Source organism: Bacteroides sp. (genome assembly GCF_019417265.1).
Classification (GTDB): Bacteria; Bacteroidota; Bacteroidia; order Bacteroidales; family Bacteroidaceae; genus Phocaeicola.
Genome location: NZ_DXVR01000007.1, coordinates 13,521 through 32,722, shown reverse-complemented (window position 1 = coordinate 32,722; position 19,202 = coordinate 13,521). Strand labels below are relative to the sequence as shown.

Sequence of the window (19,202 nt, the reverse complement as noted above, 5' to 3'; positions counted from 1 at the left end):
GGTTCTTGGATTTGTGCTTTCCTGATATTCTTTAAGGACTTTCAGTTATTCTTGGAAGTTTTGTTTTCCTTTTCTACCTTGCGTATCAGTTCCTTAAGTTCGTCTATTGAGATATCTTCCTCCTTGACCAATGATGAAACTACATTCAGATAGGAATTGTTGAAATATTTGCTTATGATACCCTTCAGTGTACGGGTGCTGAAATCGTCACGGCTCACTGTGGCATAATACTGAAAAGTATTGCCATATGCCTTGTGGCCTATATAGCCTTTTTCTTCCAGTCCGCGGACGATTGTTGACAACGTGTTTATATGCGGCTTTGGTTCGTCGTAGAATGAAAGAAGTTCTTTCACGAATAATGGACCTTTCTCCCAAAAAAGTTCCATGATTTCCTCTTCCTTTGATGTCAGTTTTTTCATAAGGATTAGTCTTTAATTATCGTTTGTGACAAAGTAACTAAAAAATATAGTTGTTTAACTAAAAGCTATAGTTAAAGATGCTTAATCCTTTGAATATTAAATGTTATGATGGAATATGAGATGGATGATTACATATTTGGAGTCTTAATTAGAACTGTTCCTTCCGGCTGGTACAGACAATTATTTTGGCCGTTTCCTGACGCTGGAAATATAACATCTTGTTTGCTTCAATAGAGATTTTCAGCTATAATAAATTCGATTTGAATTTGTTACTAATACTATTGTTATTACATTTGTAAAAATGTATTCCGTTGTTACTTTTTTATTCCGTAACAGTGCCATAATTGATAAAAATGATTAATACACTGATGATAAGCATATGGGACGATTTTATGATATATTGGATTTTACTCTTTTTGAAGGAGTAAATAAAGATGGTATAGCAGAATTTCTGAAGAATGCCTCCAACAAGATTTCTTCGTACAAGAAAGGCGATATTGTCGTCCTACAGGACAGTGTGTGTAAGTCATTGTTGCTGTTGTGCCAGGGTACACTGCTTGCCAAGATGACGAATGCCGAAGGAAAGGAAATAGTTATAGAGCATCTTTCGGCTCCTGAAATACTGGCACCCGCATTTATTTACGGAACGGAGAACAGATTTCCTGTAACACTGCAGGCTGAGGACGAAGTAATAATATGGTCTTTATCGAAGGATGATTTTCTTAAGATGATGGAAACCGACGATGCTCTTCTGCGGAATTTTCTACGCCAGATATCAGACAGGAGTGTCTTTCTGAGCCGGAAACTGAATGAGTTTGCTTTACAGAATCTGAGTACAAGAATTGTAAGCTATCTGCAGCGGAATGCAGTAATAACCAATATCCAGGATGTAGCTTTTATAATGGGAGTGGCACGCCCGTCGCTGTCGCGCACTCTATCAGCTATGGTAGATGAAGGGGTGCTGCGAAAAACAGATGAAGGGTATATGTTATTTTAATTGGAAAAGCGCATTATTAAACGCTTCGTCGTTTGAGTTAAAACGACGAAGCGTTTAATATTGAATGACGAAGCGTTTTGAGACAGAAAAAAATGCTTGTCTGTCAGTCATTATGACATTATGTCATATTTCGCTTTTTGGCACAGTTTTGGTATCTATGCATATCGTCGAAATACTTACAAATATATAGATAATAACAAATTAAAAAATATACGATTATGACTATTAAACCATTAGCAGACAGAGTTCTGATCCTTCCTGCTCCGGCAGAAGAAAAAACTATAGGTGGTATCATCATTCCTGATACAGCAAAAGAAAAACCATTACAGGGTAAGGTAATTGCAGTAGGTAACGGTACTAAGGATGAAGAAATGGTATTGAAAGTTAATGATACTGTTTTGTACGGAAAGTATTCCGGTACTGAAATCGAACATGAAGGCGTTAAATACCTGATGATGCGTCAGAGTGACGTTTTAGCAGTAGTGGAATAATATTAATAATCAACAATTTAAAAATTTAGACAATTATGGCAAAAGATATTCTCTTCAACATAGAAGCTCGCGATCAGTTGAAAAAAGGTGTAGACGAACTTGCTAACGCAGTAAAAGTAACACTTGGTCCTAAAGGACGTAACGTTATTATAGAAAAGAAATTCGGTGCTCCTCATATCACTAAGGATGGTGTGACAGTAGCAAAAGAAATAGAATTGGCTGACGCATTCCAGAACACTGGTGCACAGCTTGTAAAATCTGTAGCTTCAAAGACTGGTGATGATGCAGGTGACGGTACTACTACTGCAACTGTATTGGCTCAGGCTATCGTAGGCGTAGGTTTGAAGAATGTTACAGCTGGTGCTAACCCAATGGACTTGAAACGTGGTATCGACAAGGCTGTAGCTAAAGTCGTAGAATCAATCAAGTCACAGGCTGAAACTGTAGGCGACAACTACGACAAGATTGAACAGGTTGCTACAATCTCTGCAAACAATGACCCTGTTATCGGTAAGCTTATTGCAGATGCTATGCGCAAGGTTTCAAAAGACGGTGTTATCACTATCGAGGAAGCTAAAGGTACTGACACTACAATCGGTGTAGTAGAGGGTATGCAGTTCGACCGTGGTTACTTGTCAGCTTACTTCGTAACTGATACAGAAAAGATGGAATGTGTAATGGAACACCCATACATTCTTATCTATGACAAGAAGATTTCTAACCTGAAAGATTTCTTGCCTATCCTTGAACCGGCAGTACAGAGCGGACGTCCTTTGTTGGTTATAGCAGAAGATGTTGACAGCGAAGCATTGACTACACTTGTAGTTAACCGTCTGCGCGGACAGTTGAAGATTTGCGCTGTTAAGGCTCCGGGCTTCGGCGACCGTCGTAAGGCTATGCTTGAAGATATCGCAGTGTTGACTGGCGGTGTAGTTATCAGCGAAGAAAAAGGCTTGAAACTTGAACAGGCTACTCTCGAAATGCTTGGTACTTGTGATAAGGTTACTGTTTCTAAGGAAAATACTACTATCGTAAACGGTGCAGGCCAGAAAGAACTCATCCAGGAACGTATCAACCAGATCAAAGCTGAGATGAAGAATTCTACTTCTGACTATGACAAAGAAAAACTTCAGGAACGTCTTGCCAAATTGTCAGGTGGCGTAGCAGTTCTTTATGTAGGTGCTGCAAGCGAAGTTGAAATGAAGGAAAAGAAAGACCGTGTTGACGATGCTTTGTGTGCAACTCGTGCCGCTATCGAAGAAGGTATCGTACCTGGAGGTGGTGTAACTTACATCCGTGCAATCGATGCGTTGGAAGGCTTGAAGGGTGACAATGCTGACGAAACAACCGGTATCGAAATCATCAAACGTGCTATCGAGGAACCTCTTCGTCAGATTGTAGCTAATGCTGGTAAGGAAGGTGCTGTAGTGGTACAGAAAGTACGTGAAGGTAAAGGTGACTTCGGTTACAATGCACGTACAGACGTTTACGAACACTTGCATGCTGCCGGTGTTGTTGACCCTGCAAAAGTAACTCGTGTTGCTCTTGAAAACGCAGCTTCAATAGCAGGTATGTTCTTGACTACTGAATGTGTAATAGTAGAAAAGAAGGAAGACAAACCTGAAATGCCAATGGGTGCTCCGGGAATGGGCGGCATGGGTGGCATGATGTAATCTTCCCCTTTTAATCACATAAAATATTGATATCAGACTCCTGTCGGGTAATGCTCGGCAGGAGTTTTTTTATTATGATATCTATTCTATTTCATTATTGGCTTTGCCTGTAATTTGCTTGAGATAATCGGACGCTGACATTCCGAATTCTTCTTTGAAACATTGTCTGAAATAAACATTGCTGTTTATACCCACCTTGAATGCTATTTCCGATATTGTGTATTTACCTTCAAGAAGATATTTTTCGGCTAATTGCATTTTTATTTTCCTGATGAATTCGTTTGTAGAGAGTCCGGTCAGGGCTTTTATTTTTCTGTATAAAGTAGAACTACTCATACACATGATGTTTGACAACATATTTATGTCTATGTTTTCAGAAGAATCAAGTCCTTCGATTATTGAATTTGTAATCTTGTCGAGGAATTCCTTGTCTAATTTACTTATTGATTCACTGATTATGCTTTTCTTCTCTTCAAAGGAATTTCTTCCGTTATCTCCCGATTTTATAGAGAAATGTTCATATAATGAACGGCGTTGCGTCAGCAGATTACTTATTCGGCTCTGCAGCAGACTGGTACTGAATGGTTTTGTCAGATAAGAATCGGCTCCGGCCTTGTATCCTTCTTCCTTGTCCGTATTGCCGTCTTTTGCTGTCAGAAGTATTATAGGTATATGGCTTGTGCGTATGTCTGCTTTAAGTTTCTGACACATAGTTATACCGTTCATAACAGGCATCATCACATCGCTTATTATTACATCCGGCAAGCTGCTTGTGGCAATTTCCAGTCCTTCCTTACCGTTTGATGCCGTTTTAACATCGAACAGGTCGGTAAATGCGTCTGTTATGTAGTCGCAGATATCTATATTATCCTCTACTACAAGTATTATAGGGCGTGATATGTTATTCTCACTCATATTGGTGCTTCCCATGCCGGCCTCTTTGTGTTCTGCGATGTTCGTTTCGCAATTTTCGTCTTCTACGTGAAGAACATTAGGGTATGTATTTTCGGCAGATAGTTTCAGGAAGAATTTTGTTCCTATATTAACTGTACTTTCTATCTGAATTTCCCCTTCATGCAGTTTCACCAGATTATTAACCAAAGCAAGTCCTATACCGGTTCCTGAAGCCTGATGTTTTCCTCTTTCCTGATAGTATCTTTCAAAGATATGCTTTATCGCTTCTTCTTTTATTCCATATCCTGTATCCTCTACTACCAATTGAGCATACCTGGTATTATTTTCTGTAATCCATCCGGCGGAGATTTTTATAAATCCTTTCTCTGTATATTTAAGAGAGTTTGAGATAAGATTATCCAGGATAACCGTTATTATTTCCTTGTCGAAATACAGAATCATGTTCTCTTCAGCTTCTATGAAGATAAGTACATTGGAATTTCGGTTCAGTTCTTTGTATTTCAGTCCTGTTTCATAGACAATTCTTGTCAGATTACCTTTTGATACACACAGTTTCTTGTTTTGTGTTTCAGTCTTTCTGAAGTCAAGAATCTGGTTTATCAGGTTCAGCAGGCGTAAAGCACTTTGATGAATTACTGATATGCGGTGCTGGTCCTTTGCTGATAGGGTATTACTTTTCACCATATCCTCTAACGGACCGATAATCAGCGTTAGAGGTGTACGCAGTTCATGCGTTATGTTTGTAAAGAACCTCAGACGTTCGTCGTTAAGTTCTTGTTCCTGTTCGTGGCTTTTCTTTTCTGCCTCATAAAGATACTCAAGATTGAGCTTACGTTTATAAATAACTGTAGCCAAATACATTATTCCTATGGCTATGATTGCGTAAATCAGTTTAGCCCACCATGTGAGCCAGATTGGTGGAGTTACAGTTATTCCGAGCCCTGAAATCTTTTCCGACCATTCCTGATTTCTTATTCTTGTCTTTATGAGAAGTTGATATTCTCCGGGAGGCAGATTCCTGAATGTTATATTATTCTGGTCTTTTATGTTGTACCATGCATCAGCCAGTCCCTTAAGCATGTATGCAAACTCGGCTCTTTCGTTGAATGAATAATCCTGTATACTGAATGAAACATTAAAACTGTTCTCCAGATATTTTAATTTAATTCCCTCATTGTTTATTACCTGTATTTCTTTATCGTTTTTGTCCCCGTCTGTCAGTGGTCCAAGTATTGTTACTTTTCCGAAAGTAGTTTGTGGAACTTCTTTTTTTTCAAGGACATTTTTCGGGTTGAAATAGCATAGGCCTTTAGTTGAACCGAAATAAATAATATCGTTTCTGTTTTTGCATACACTTCTTCCGGTGAACCCGGCTATAGGAACATTTTCTCTGTAATTATAATTGTTGAAAGATTCCGTATCATGACGCAAGCAGCTGATACCCTTGTTTGTACTGAACCAGATGTTCTTGTTATCATCTTCTATGATGGCCCAGATAAAGGTATTTTCAAGTCCGTCATTTTTTTGATAGACTTTATATTTGTCGATTGCACCGTGTTCGAATTTTACTATACCTTCTCCCGAACCGGCCCAAATATTTCCTTGACTATCCTCAAAAATCTGATTGATGGTGTTCGAAGGAAAACCATAATATGTATTAAAGGTCTTTAATAAACTGCCATCGCTTGAGAAAATAAATATTCCGCCTCCGTAGCTTCCTGCCCAGATTTGTTTTTTACTGTCTTTTATAACTGTTCGTATGAGATTATCCGGACAGTTAATGTGTCGGATTATATTCTTTATATCTCTATCTATCTGATATATCCCGTTGCTTGTTCCTACCCATATTGTTCCGTCACTGTCTTCAAACAGTGAGCGTACGTCTTGTGTCGATTCGTTTTCGGGAAATATTTGTCTGAACTCTTTCGTAACGGAATCATAATACATTATACCTCCATAGAACACTCCGAACCATAAGTTCCCCTTCCTGTCGCATAGCGCTGTCTGGATGGAATTTCCACTTATTCTTCCATTCTGTGTAGTGTACGTGGCTATTCTTTTCCCATCGGCCAGAACATTTATTCCTCCTCCGTCTGTTCCTACCCACAAATTCCCTTTATGGTCAAGGCATACTGCACTTACTATGTCTGTACTTAGATTTATGTCCGGATTACTTGGCGAATATGTATATGATTTGAATAAGGTATTGTCCGAGCTAAGGAAGTTGACACCGCCTCCCCATGTTCCTGCCCAGATATTATTATGCGAGTCCTGGAATAAGCAACGTACGGTTGAGTTGTTTAAGCTATATTCATTGTCGCCCGATTGTATTATGCGTATCTCTTCCGTCCTGTTGAACAGGCTTCTTGAAAGGTCTATTATCGCTATTCCTCCGAACTCTGTCGCTACCCATAGCTCGTTTTCGTTAAACTGCTTTATATCATATATACGGTGAGATAGTATATTATTCGTTCTGCTTATATTGACTTTGGTGAATGTTTCAGTGTCATGGTTGAACAGGACCAGCCCTTTTTCAGTTCCCACCCATATGTTGCCGGTCTTGTCCTTGAAAAGACATTGTACATTATTGCATGGAATGGTTTTATCGTCTGATGCATCATGCCTGAAGTTTCTTACCTCCTTTGTCTTTATCGAAAGAATACTCATGCCTTTATCGGCGTGTCCGATGTATAGATTTCCTTTGCCGTCGTCCAATATACACCATATGGTGTTGCTGGGAAGTCCTTTTACGGTTTCCTGGTTAAAGTGTATGAAGTTTTCTGTTTTTCTGTCGAGATATTCTATTCCCCTCCAATATGTTGAAACCCATAAGTTTCCGTCGTTTGCTATACATATGTCGGTAATGTCGTCAGTCGCTATGCTGTTCGGATTATTTTCGTCATGTCTGTATACTTTCTGTTCGTTTGTCCGGTAATTGAATGCGTTCAGTCCTGCGCGTTGTGTACCTATCCAGAGTATGGATTCATTAGGGTCGTCTAACAGGCAGTTCATTTCATTTCCTGTCAGGTTCAGGGTATGTTTTTCCTTCCCTTTATAAAAGGATGTAAATGTGTTACCCTCAAGTTTGTTCAATCCTTCTTCTGTGGCAAACCAGAGGTAACCGTTTTTGTCTTCTGCGATATCAATTACATAGCTGTTTGAAAGTTTCTTTTCCAAACCAAGTTTCTTGATATTATATGTCTGCGACAAACCTGAAAATGTTGACAACCAATATATGCAAACGAAGAAAAATATGTATTTCATTTTCTATAATGTTTAAGTGTTCCCAAAAGTACTAATATTTAGTGATTTAGACGTAATCAAATCGTGCATTGCTTAATTTGTTATCGCTATTTGCATGATTTATGTCTTTTGAATTTGTTTATGATGGTTACTTTTGCATGCAAAATAAAAAAAGTTTAATCATAAAAACTAATTATTATGAGGACAGAATTTTTGAGAAAGTCTTTATTCTGTACTGCTTTCTTAGCCGGAGCATTCCTCTGTGGTTGTACTGAAGAAAGTGTGTACACTGATGTGGATGGACAAAATCCTACTTTTGAGTTGACAACTGATCATATCAGAACTCTGACCGGGTATGAATTTACAATGTCAGGCAAGATTTCTGATAAGGATGGTATCAGTTCTATTAATTTGTATTGCCCTGAGCTTTATTTGGACAAGACTATCAATCTGGTTGAATTGTATTCAGAAATTCAGTATGAATATGATTTAAGCTATTCGTTTACTATTCCTGAAGAAAATAAATGTGAGAGTTTCAAGGTAAAGGTAACCATTACAGATTTGGGTGGCCGTACTACTGAAGGAGAAATCCTTATTACTATGGATGGTGATTATACTGCGCCGGAGTTTAGTGGTGCCATTAATGATATTAAGATAATAACACTTGGCAATTATACGGAGGCTAAGGTGGAGTTCAGTGCTATCGACGACAAAGGTCTTGACTTTCTCTCTATCAATGTTCCGGAACTGGAAATCAAAGATACTATTTATTGCGATAAAACTTATGAGACAGTACACCGTGAGTTCACATATTCAAAAAACATAAAGTTCCCGTCAAGCAAACTTGGTGTATATAAAATGTATGCCGAGGCTGTTGATTTGCTTGGAAACTTCGTTCTAGACAGTTGTGATGTTACATTGTCGCTGATAGAGGACTATGAGAAGATGTATCTTTCAGATGTTGAGACAGAAGCAGAACTTAATAGCGATGTCTTCGGTGTGCCGATGCTGATAGATCATACGGGACTTAACAAATATCGCGCCCGCTATTACTGCAGTAAGGCTAATACCGAAATTTACTTTATTCCGCAGAAAAACAGCTTTGGACCTGTGCGTATAGGTGTGAGCCCGGTTAATGAGACTATGCTTAGCCTTGATGCTGATGCAAAGCCTTTGGTTCTTACTGAAGCTAACGTGTATTATGAGATTAATATTGATTTAATGGAATCTACTTATATTATGCGTAAATACTCAATAGATGATGCTTGCGACCCTTGGGCGGACAATATGGAGATTGGTAAGGAAACATTAGACCAATGGGCAAATGGTGGAAACCCATGGACGATGTTTAAAATCGGATGGTCTAACACAAGCCCTAAATATATTGAGGAATTTACACAAGATGAAACAAACCCTCATCTGTTCTATGTAGATAAGACATTCCCGTTCTCAGATGGAAATAATCATAATATAATGGACTTTAATTTCTTCATATCAAACTACCATTCAGACGGCTGGTGGGATTTCATTAGCTGGTATATGTTGAAATCTCTTGGTAGGGAAGAAGGCGTTTTCGCACGTTTTACAGATGTAAGAAATGGTACTAGATATATAAATCCAAACTATGACGGTCCTACGGTTTATGATCCGGATGCCAAGGACTGGACATGGTTCCAAGTGTCACAACCTGGTACATACCGTTTCTATTTTGACGTGCACCTTGGTAGAGGTAAACTATTAAAGATAGCTGATTCTAATAATTAACCAAATATTATCTAAGATATGAGAAGACAAATATTGATTACATGTTTGTTGTTGCTGGCAGTATGCGGTTATGCACAACAAATAACAGTAAGTGGTGTCGTGACATCAAACAGTGATAAGCTGCCGATGATAGGTGCGACAGTGCAAGTGAAAGGTACAACTACAGGTACTATAACAGGTTTGGATGGCGATTATATGCTTGCAAATGTTCCGAAAGATGCTGTTTTGGTGTTCTCTACAATAGGATTTGAAACAGTAGAAGTTTCGGTAAACGGTCGTACTACAATTAACCTTGTGATGAAGGAAGCTACAGAATTGTTGGATGAAGTCGTGGTAATCGGTTACGGTGTCGTAAAGAAAGGCGACCTGACAAGTTCTATAGCAGCGGTGAAGGGTGAAGATTTGGCAAGTCTGAGTACTGGTAATGCAATGAATGCATTACAGGGTAAGGTAAGCGGTTTGCAAATTTCCAACTCCGGAACTCCAGGCTCAACCCCACGTGTCATCATCCGTGGTGTATCTACAGTTAATGGCTCAAACCCGTTGTATGTGGTAGATGGTATGCCTGTAGGCGATAATATCAATTTCCTTGATCAGAACGATATTGAGAGTATGCAGGTACTTAAAGATGCTTCTGCATCTGCTATTTATGGTACTCGTGGTTCCAATGGTGTAATTTTGATTACTACCAAGAAGGGTAAAGCAGGAGCGACTAAGTTCTCTTTTACCGCTTCAGCAGGTTTCCAGACATTGGAAAAACCTAATATGGCAAAAGCTTCCGAATATGAATATGTATTCAAACAGCGTTATTTGAATGACTCCAGCGAACCGGTATATTATAAGTAAGGATAATATCACTGATGCTGAAGGTACAGACTGGTGGGATGCTACTATGCGCAAGACTGCATTGATTCATAATTATAATTTGAGTTTCTCGGGTGGTTCAGATAAATATACTTATTCTGCAAGTATAGGATATTTTGGTCAGGATTCTCAATATAAGATTGGTAACTGGCAAAAGTTGACAGCTCGTTTCAGCATGGAATATAAATTCAATGACGTGGTGAAAGCTGGTATGGATTTTACACCTAAATACGAGCAGTGGAATGATACCCCTAACTTGATAGGTTCGGCTATGACAATGGACCCGACTACTCCAATAATGAGAGATCAGTCTGAATGGACAGATAATGAGTTTGATAATTATTCACGTTCTCATAACAGCCAGGTTTGGAATCCGGTAGCTAGTATGGCCCGTATGAATAAGTCAAGCGATGAATATGGCTTGTTGGCGACTCCTTATATTTCCATTGAGCCAGTAAAAGGCTTGATATTCCGTTCACAGTTTGGCTTGAATGCCCGTTTCAGACTTTCTGATGAGTTTACACCGGAGTTTTTCCTTGATAATCTTGAGAAGTCAGATTATAGTATAGCTAAGAGAAATATGAAAAACTGGGTTGACTGGAACTGGACTAATACATTGACATGGATGAAGACTTTCAATCAGAAACACAATCTGAATTTGATGGGTGGTTATACAATGGAGCGTTTCCAGACATATTGGCTTGAAGGTTCAAAGGAACGTATTCCTACAAATGATGAATTGTTACACTATGTAAGTGCAGGAACACAGAACCCACAAGCTTCAGGTTTGAACGAATATTCTTCCCTGATATCGTATTTGGGACGTGTAATGTATAATTTCAATGAAAAATACTATGTTACAGCTTCTGTTCGTGTTGATGGTTCTTCTAAGTTCTTGAAAGATAATAAGTATGCAGTGTTCCCTGCTGCGTCTCTCGCTTGGCGTGTAACTGGTGAAGAGTTTATGAAAAATCAGCATATCTTTGACAACTTGAAAATTCGTGGAGGTTGGGGACGCGTAGGTAACCAGTCTATTGACAACTCGGCCTATCAGTCTACTATTTCTGCTGCGGATTATGTTTTTGGTCTGAATTCAGATCGCTTTATTGGTACTGCTGTAGGTTCTATAGGAAACTCCTTGTTACGTTGGGAAACAGTGGAAGATTATAATATCGGAGTTGATATGGCGTTCTTGAATAATCGTTTGTCTATAACAGCAGAATGGTTCCGTAAGCAGTCACATGATATGTTGTTGAAAAAAGACAATATGTTGATTCTCGGTTACCCTATGTGGAACGGTCAGATGTGGGAAAATATTGGTGAGATGGAAGCTAAAGGTTGGGAACTCTCAGTAAACTGGAATGATAAGAAAGGTGATTTCTCTTACAATGTAGGCGTTAATTTGTCTTCTGTAAAAAATACGGCTATTAAACTTAATGGAACTCCTATTTATACCCAATCTTTCAATGGTGACTATATCATACGTAATGAAGAGGGATGTGAAATCAGTCAGTTTTACGGATATGTTGCTGATGGATTATTCCAGAATCAAACAGAAATAAATGCCCACACAGGAGAACATGGTGAGATTTTACAGCCAAATGCTCAACCTGGTGATATCCGTTTTAAAGACTTGAATAATGATGGTGTGTTGGATGATAAGGATAAAACTTATATTGGTGCAGCTTTTCCTGATTTGATGGTTGGTATTAATGCCGGCTTTTCTTGGAAAAACATAGATTTTATGGCCAATTTCTATGGAACGATAGGTAATGATGTTTATAATACAACAAAAGGACGTTATTCTGGAGCTGGTGGTGAAAATGTATATGCTGGAGCATATAATGCTGCTTGGCATGGAGAAGGTACAAGTTATGATATACCTCGCTTGTCTGTGAATGATGCTAATATGAACTATAAACGTGTGTCTAGTTTCTATGTGGAAGATGGATCATACTTGCGTTGTAAACAGTTGCAGATAGGTTATACATTCCCAAAAGAATGGACTAAGGTTTGTAAATTAAGACTTTCTTTCTCAGCACAAAATCCTTTCACTATTACAAAATATTCAGGAATGGACCCAGAGGCAGCTTCTACTGGTGCAGTAACTGAATCTGGTGTTGATTGGGCTGGTTATCCAAACCCACGTACTTATTTATTTGGTTTGAATATTAATTTCTAATTTAAAGAAGAATAAAAATGAAAAAATATATTATAGGCCTTTCAATTGCCGCTTTAACATTTTCTGCTTGCTCTGACTTTCTGGATGAACCTATTTTAGGACAGCAAGATTTGAGTGAGTATTTTAGTAATGAAGATGAATGTAAACAACAGATTACAGGGTGTTATCAGTCTTTGTTTTATGACGATTGGTGGCAGATACAGAAGTTTTATCTGGCAGGAGATATGTGTACTGATGACATGTGGATGGGGAACACGACCCAAGATCCTGGAGAATATAGAGCATTGGCACATTATACAGGTGATACTCAAACCGGAGGTAACTGTGCGCAAAACTTTTGGCAGTATCGCTATAAAGGAATTTTGAGATGTAATATTGCAATTCAGAGAATACCTTCTGTTGCTTTTGAAAATGAAGAACTGAAAAAACGATTTATAGCAGAGGCTAAGTTTATTCGTGCTTATCATTATTTTGACTTGGTTCGTAATTTTGGTGGTGTTCCTTTGATTACAGAATTGAAGATGCCAAGTGAAATAGAAGGTATAGAAAGAGCAACTGTTGAAAGTACATATGCCCAAATTGAAAAAGATTTGAAGGAAGCAATTACTGACTTGCCAAGAAAAGGCGAATACAGTTCTGAAGATTTGGGCCGTGTTACACAAGGTGCTGCACAAGGGCTTTTGGCTAAAGTCTATTTATATCAGGAAAAATATGAATTGGCAGAAGAAGAACTTGATTCTCTTATAAACGTGCACAAGGGTGAGTATAAATTACTTGAAAATTTCGGTGATGTTTGGAATATTGATTATAATAATAGCGATGAATCATTATTTGAAATTCAGACAAATAGTGATATAGCATATAATTTGGGAATTCGTATGCCTGTAGTTTGTGGATCTCGTGATGATGGTGGATGGGCTTGGGGACTTCCAACAAGCAATCTTGAGAAAGCATTTAAAGATGCAGGTGACGATGAAAGATTGAAATGGACTATAATTAAGGATGGGGGCGTAGTTCCAGGTGATGAATCTCGTGGTACATTGACTGTTTCAAGTGGAAGTCATAAGTCAGGAAGAGTAAACCGTAAATTGTATATTCCAATGAATAAGCGTCCTGAACCGTACGATGCTGCTCATATTCCTTTGAATTATCGCATTTTGAGATATGCCGATATATTGCTGATGTACGCTGAAGTAGAGAATGTATTAGGTAATGATGATATAGCTCGTGATGCTGTTAATCAGGTAAGAAACAGGGCAAAACTTGAAGATTTACCTACAAGTGTAACAGGTACTGAACTTAGAGATGCTATACGTCTTGAACGTCGTTTGGAACTGGCTCTTGAAAATAATCGTCTGTTTGATTTGAGACGTTGGAAAGGTGATGACGGCCAGCCTTTGATTTGTTCAATAATGGGTAAAAATGGTAGTTTCGTTAAATATAATATGGAAGAATCCACTGACCAATATGAAATTTCAAACCAAAAGGAATCTAGTGATAAAGGTATAACATTTACAGCTCCACGTGACTTGTTGTTCCCAATACCTACATCGGAAGTTACAATGTCTAATGGAACTATAAAGCAAAATCCTGGATATTAATAAAGTATTTTAATCAGACAACATCATGAAAACAAAATATAAATTACTGACATTGGCAAGTGTGCTTGCCTTTTCATCTTGCAATGATGAAGTAGCTTTTACTCCTGAATATCCGTTAAATATAACGGTTGATTCTGTGTTGACTGTAAATATTGATGCAGCAGAAAAATATCAGATAATAGATGGCTTTGGAGCGTCGGGTGCGTGGACGCTTGACTTTGTGGGCAAGTATTGGAGTAACTCGAATAAGGAAGCCATAGCCGAAATGCTCTTTTCTTCAGAAATTAAGGATGGACAGCCAAAAGGTATCGGTCTGACACAATGGCGTTTCAACGTGGGAGGCGGTTCAACCGAACAGGCAGCCAGCGGTGTGGATTCCGGAATAGAGGACAAGACAAGGCGAGTGGAGTGTTTCCTTAATGAGGCGGGTTCTTACAACTGGAATAAGTGTGGAGGACAGCAGTACTTCATGGCAAAAGCCAAGGAATATGGGGTGAATAAGTTCACGCTCTTCACCGGTACTCCACCGGTGTTCATGACCAAAAATGGCAAAGCATGGTCTGGGGCGGGTGTGACATCCGCTAACCTGAAAGATGATTGTTATGATGATTTTGCTGATTTTCTTGCTACCACTGCCAAGCACTTTGTGGACGAAGGTTATAACATAGAACTGATAAGCCCGATAAATGAGCCTGAGAACGAATGGAAAGGTGGACAGGAAGGTAGCACATGGCATAACGATGAGGTGGCGAGACTGGCCAAGGAACTTGATAAGAAACTTACTGAGTATGGCTTGACTGACACTAAGATGATGTTTACTGAGGCTGCAAGCTGGAATCATGTTTATGAAAAGTTTGGAAATGACAGAGGTAACTCTATAGAGGAGTTCTTCGATCCTTCGTCACAGAACTATATTGGAAATCTTGATCACATGGCTGACATAATCTGTGGTCACAGCTATTGGACAGACAAGATTTGGAATAAGATGGAGAATGTGAGGAAAAATGTACATGACAAGGCAAGTCAATATGGCATTAAAGTATATCAGTCAGAGTGGAGTATGTTGTGCGAATCATGGGAAGAGGATCCTATGTACGAAGATTATGCTAATTTCGACGATGCTACCTATATGGATTTGTCACTCTCTATGGCAAAGGTGATGTATCATGACCTAGCTACAGCCAACGTAAACTCATGGTCTTACTGGACAGCTGCTTCTACTGAAGTGTACAGTCAGAAGAATAGATTCTGGCTTATCAGATTGATACCTGAAGGTGGTGACTATGGTGACATAGAAGGTAATGGTTCCGTTCAATCAGGTAAGAATTTGTGGGTATTAGGCAACTACAGTTTATTCGTACGCCCCGGTTACCAACGCATCGGACTTACTCTGGATGAACAGAATAATAAATTCTTCGCAACAGCGTTTCTTTCACCGGAAAACGATAAGCTGGTAGTTGTTTACAATAACTTAACAGATAGGTCAATCCAGATAACAAATAAGTTTAGTGGATTTGATAAACAGGTAGGTGATTTCGAACAGTACACCACCTCCGCAGTGAAGAACTTGCGCCGCGAGCCAGACTATCAGAAAGGCTTGCTTCCGGCTAAGTCTGTATCTACATTTATATATACGTTGAATTGATACTTTTTTAAGAAGTCATAGGAAACATGTTTCTTTGCATAAGCAAAATACAGTGTTTCCTTGACTTCTTAAACTGTTAAATTTATGAATAGGATAGTATTAACACTTATATTGGAACTAAATGTCTGTTTGGGATTAGCCACATCGCAGGAAGTGGCAAGATATGTAGTTCGTACAGGCCTTGTCTGCCAAACCATTGACAACTTTGGCGCTTCCGATGCATGGAGTATGCGTTTCATCGGTGAGTGGGACGAGAAAGAACAGCGGCAGGTTGCCGATTGGCTTTTCAGCTGTGAGAATGACGAAACGGGTAAACCTAAAGGAATAGGTCTTAGTATCTGGCGTTTCAATATCGGTGCCGGAAGTGTGGAACAGGGCGACAGCAGTCAGATAAATTTCGGTACCCGTACGGAATGCTTCTTGCAGGCTGACGATACATATAACTGGGATAAACAGCGAGGACAGCGTAATTTCCTTCGTCTGGCCAGGGAGCGTGGTGTAAATCAGTTTTTAGGATTTCTGAATTCACCGCCGGTTTATTTCACCCAGAATGGTCTTGCCACTAATACCGGACGTGGAGGAACATATAACTTAAGACCGGAGTGCTATGACGATTATGCAGCTTTTTTAGCCAATGTGGTAGAGGGGCTTGAAAAACATGATGGAGTACATCTGGACTATCTCTCTCCGATTAATGAGCCGGACGGGCACTGGAACTGGACAGGACCTAAGCAGGAAGGTTCTCCGGCTACCAACAGGGAGATAGCGCATGTAGCCCGTTGCGTAGGCGAAGAGTTCAAAAAGCGTAATATTGACACGAAAGTCCTTGTAAATGAATCGTCTGATTATCGCTGTATGACTAGTATTCACATGACGGACTGGCAGAGAGGCAGCTCTATAAGGAGTTTCTTCTGTCCGGATAGTGTAGATACATATTTGGGAAACACTCCTAATGTGCCGGCTATGATGGCAGGACACAGTTATTGGACCAATACTCCGTTGTCTTTCCTCCGCGATTGCAGAATACAGTTGAATGATTCTCTACGGAAATACGGCGTAAAATTCTGGCAGACAGAAACATGTATTATGTCGAATGATGAAGAGATAGGCGGTGGCGGCGGTTATGACCGTACTATGAAGACTGCACTGTATGTGGCCCGTATCATACATCATGATTTGGTATATGCCAATGCTTCCGCATGGCAATGGTGGCGTGCTATAGGTGGTGATTATAAAGACGGTCTGTTGAGAGCATATCCTGACACAAGCGTACCTGAGGGAAAAGTAGTAGATTCAAAACTTTTATGGGTATTAGGTAATTATAGCCGGTTTGTTTGTCCCGGAGCAGTCCGTTTGGAGGTAGCTGCATATGATGAAAAAAATAGTGTTGTTCCTGAAGGTGAAACCGATGTTGATGGAGTGATGTGTTCTGCTTATAGAAATGCTGACGGAAAGTATGTCGTGGTTGCTATTAATTATTCGGCAGAGGATAAGCCCTTTAATTTCAGCTTGTCTGATGATAATTCTTCTTCGTGGAAGGTTTACAGGACATCTGACGTGGAAGGAGAGGATTTGAAGCCTGTCAGTAAGTTTGACAACGTGCTGACTCCGCGTTCCGTAACAACTTTTGTGTCAGAATGATAGCATGAATATTGTGTAAGAATAATAACAAAATGAATTAAGTATGAAGAAATGTATCTTTAAAATGGCTCTTGTGTTTTGCCTTCTGCTTTCGGCCTCTAAGGTACAGGGGGTAGAAGAAAAAGACTATGCAGGATACCTGTTTACATATTTTACCGGTAACCATATAAGTGAAGAGGCCATTTGTTATGCTGTAAGTACAGACGGTTATTCGTTTACTGCCCTTAACAACAACAAGCCGATTCTGGACTCAAGAATCATCAGTTCTACCGGCGGTGTACGCGACCCTTATATATTGAGATGTGAAGACGGCAAGACTTTCTATATGGTAGCCACTGACATGGTTTCAGGTAATGGATGGAACTCAAACAGGGCAATGGTTCTGCTGAAATCCAAAGACCTCATCAACTGGGAGCATACTGTGGTCAATATGCAGAAACGTTATGAAGGTCAGGAGAAACTGCTCAGGGTATGGGCTCCGCAAACCATTTATGACAAGGAAGCGGGTAAATATATGATTTACTGGTCAATGTTGTATGAAGGAGGCGTGGACGTTGTATATTATGCTTATGCCAATGATGATTTTACAGATTTGACAGGAGAGCCGAAACCACTGTTTCTGCCGTCGGACGGAAAGTCATGCATTGATGGCGACATAGTATATAAGGATGGATTGTATCATCTGTTCTACAAGACTGAAGGGCATGGAAACGGAATAAAGGTAGCCACTACAAAATCTCTTACCTCTGGAAAATGGACTGAGGATAATGAATATAAACAGCAGACCAAAGAGGCAGTAGAGGGTGCAGGTACATTCAAACTGATAGGTCAGGATAAATATATACTTATGTATGATGTTTATATGAAGGGGGCATATCAGTTTACTGAAACCGAAGATTTCAAGAACTTTAAGATTGTGGATCACGAGGTAAAGATGAATTTTCATCCACGTCATGGTACTGTAATTCCTATTACTCGTAAAGAGTTAAAACGAATTACAGATAAATGGGGGAAATAAATGGGGAGAGTCCTGAAAGTACAAAATATCTCAATGACAATAATATAAATGATTTATGAAAAAACTTTTTAATATAGGAGCGTTGCTCCTCGCTGCCTTGTTTACAGCTTCATGCGGCAGCACTGACAATGGCCTGAAGAAACAGAGTTTCGAGGTCGGGAAGAATACTTTCCTGCTTGACAACAAACCTTTTGTGGTAAAGGCCGCTGAAGTTCATTATCCGAGAATCCCTGAACCTTATTGGGAACATCGTATTCTGTCATGTAAGGCTTTAGGTATGAATACTCTTTGTCTGTATGTGTTCTGGAATCTGCATGAAATGGAACCTGGTAAGTTTGATTTCTCAGGCAATAAGGATATAGCCAAGTTCTGTAAATTGGCTCAGAAACATGGAATGTATGTAATCGTGCGTCCAGGGCCTTATGTATGCGCTGAATGGGAGATGGGTGGTCTTCCATGGTGGCTGCTCAAGAAAGAAGATGTCCAGTTGCGTACTCTTGACCCATATTATATGGAAAGGGTAGGTATCTTCATGAAAGAGGTAGGAAAACAGTTGGCAGGCCTTCAGGTTACACGTGGAGGTAATATAATTATGGTTCAGGTGGAAAATGAATATGGTTCTTACGGAATAGACAAACCTTATGTTTCCGCTATCAGGGATTTGGTGAAGGAAGCCGGTTTTACGGATGTTCCTTTGTTCCAGTGCGACTGGAGTTCCAACTTCCTGAACAATGCACTCGACGATCTGG

General features: G+C 39.5%; 10 protein-coding genes and 2 pseudogenes. 10 read left to right on the top strand and 2 right to left on the bottom strand.

Annotated features, from left to right (window positions below; genetic code table 11):
- Positions 1–41: 41 nt before the first annotated feature.
- Positions 42–419: a BlaI/MecI/CopY family transcriptional regulator gene (locus QZ379_RS02060; protein ID WP_291557761.1), complete on the bottom strand. Its 378-nt coding sequence runs from the start codon at positions 417–419 to the stop codon at positions 42–44.
- 379 nt (positions 420–798) lie between these two features.
- Here QZ379_RS02060 and QZ379_RS02055 point away from each other — a divergent pair, with 379 nt between their 5' ends.
- From QZ379_RS02055 to groL, 3 genes are all read left to right on the top strand, one after another.
- Positions 799–1,416: a Crp/Fnr family transcriptional regulator gene (locus tag QZ379_RS02055; RefSeq protein ID WP_291557759.1), complete on the top strand. Its 618-nt coding sequence runs from the start codon at positions 799–801 to the stop codon at positions 1,414–1,416.
- Positions 1,417–1,634: 218 nt separating this feature from the next.
- Positions 1,635–1,907, top strand: a complete 273-nt coding sequence (locus tag QZ379_RS02050; RefSeq protein ID WP_154043459.1) for a co-chaperone GroES — start codon at positions 1,635–1,637, stop codon at positions 1,905–1,907.
- 35 nt (positions 1,908–1,942) lie between these two features.
- Positions 1,943–3,580, top strand: coding sequence for a chaperonin GroEL (gene groL / locus QZ379_RS02045; protein ID WP_291557754.1), 1,638 nt, complete (start codon positions 1,943–1,945; stop codon positions 3,578–3,580).
- A gap of 81 nt (positions 3,581–3,661) precedes the next feature.
- Here the strand turns inward: groL and QZ379_RS02040 are convergent, their stop codons facing one another.
- The gene (locus QZ379_RS02040) at positions 3,662–7,759 is read right to left on the bottom strand and encodes a hybrid sensor histidine kinase/response regulator transcription factor (protein ID WP_291557751.1); all 4,098 of its coding nucleotides are present in this window, start codon (positions 7,757–7,759) and stop codon (positions 3,662–3,664) included.
- A 177-nt stretch (positions 7,760–7,936) separates the two neighbouring features.
- Between QZ379_RS02040 and QZ379_RS02035 the strand changes: the two genes are divergently transcribed.
- From QZ379_RS02035 to QZ379_RS02005, 7 genes and pseudogenes are all read left to right on the top strand, one after another.
- Positions 7,937–9,502, top strand: coding sequence for a hypothetical protein (locus QZ379_RS02035; RefSeq protein ID WP_291557748.1), 1,566 nt, complete (start codon positions 7,937–7,939; stop codon positions 9,500–9,502).
- Positions 9,503–9,520: 18 nt separating this feature from the next.
- Positions 9,521–12,548: pseudogene (locus tag QZ379_RS02030) on the top strand (TonB-dependent receptor).
- A gap of 17 nt (positions 12,549–12,565) precedes the next feature.
- On the top strand, positions 12,566–14,149 hold the full coding sequence (locus tag QZ379_RS02025) for a RagB/SusD family nutrient uptake outer membrane protein (protein WP_291557745.1): 1,584 nt from the start codon (positions 12,566–12,568) through the stop codon (positions 14,147–14,149).
- Positions 14,150–14,174: 25 nt separating this feature from the next.
- Positions 14,175–15,794: a glycoside hydrolase gene (locus QZ379_RS02020; protein WP_291557740.1), complete on the top strand. Its 1,620-nt coding sequence runs from the start codon at positions 14,175–14,177 to the stop codon at positions 15,792–15,794.
- A gap of 84 nt (positions 15,795–15,878) precedes the next feature.
- Positions 15,879–17,435, top strand: a complete 1,557-nt coding sequence (locus tag QZ379_RS02015) for a glycoside hydrolase family 30 protein (protein WP_291557737.1) — start codon at positions 15,879–15,881, stop codon at positions 17,433–17,435.
- Positions 17,436–17,499: 64 nt separating this feature from the next.
- Positions 17,500–18,444: pseudogene (locus tag QZ379_RS02010) on the top strand (glycoside hydrolase family 43 protein); the annotation flags it as partial.
- A 64-nt stretch (positions 18,445–18,508) separates the two neighbouring features.
- The coding region (locus QZ379_RS02005; protein ID WP_291557734.1) for a beta-galactosidase at positions 18,509–19,202 on the top strand (694 nt) is incomplete at its 3' end.

Excerpts from the sequence above, each read along its gene's own strand:
- QZ379_RS02050 (WP_154043459.1), top strand. The coding sequence starts at position 1,635 with ATGACTATTAAACCATTAGCAGACAGAGTTCTGATCCTTCCTGCTCCG.
- QZ379_RS02025 (WP_291557745.1), top strand. The coding sequence starts at position 12,566 with ATGAAAAAATATATTATAGGCCTTTCAATTGCCGCTTTAACATTTTCT.
- QZ379_RS02035 (WP_291557748.1), top strand. The coding sequence starts at position 7,937 with ATGAGGACAGAATTTTTGAGAAAGTCTTTATTCTGTACTGCTTTCTTA.
- QZ379_RS02015 (WP_291557737.1), top strand. The coding sequence starts at position 15,879 with ATGAATAGGATAGTATTAACACTTATATTGGAACTAAATGTCTGTTTG.
- QZ379_RS02040 (WP_291557751.1), bottom strand. The coding sequence starts at position 7,759 with ATGAAATACATATTTTTCTTCGTTTGCATATATTGGTTGTCAACATTT.
- QZ379_RS02055 (WP_291557759.1), top strand. The coding sequence starts at position 799 with ATGGGACGATTTTATGATATATTGGATTTTACTCTTTTTGAAGGAGTA.
- QZ379_RS02020 (WP_291557740.1), top strand. The coding sequence starts at position 14,175 with ATGAAAACAAAATATAAATTACTGACATTGGCAAGTGTGCTTGCCTTT.
- QZ379_RS02060 (WP_291557761.1), bottom strand. The coding sequence starts at position 419 with ATGAAAAAACTGACATCAAAGGAAGAGGAAATCATGGAACTTTTTTGG.
- groL (WP_291557754.1), top strand. The coding sequence starts at position 1,943 with ATGGCAAAAGATATTCTCTTCAACATAGAAGCTCGCGATCAGTTGAAA.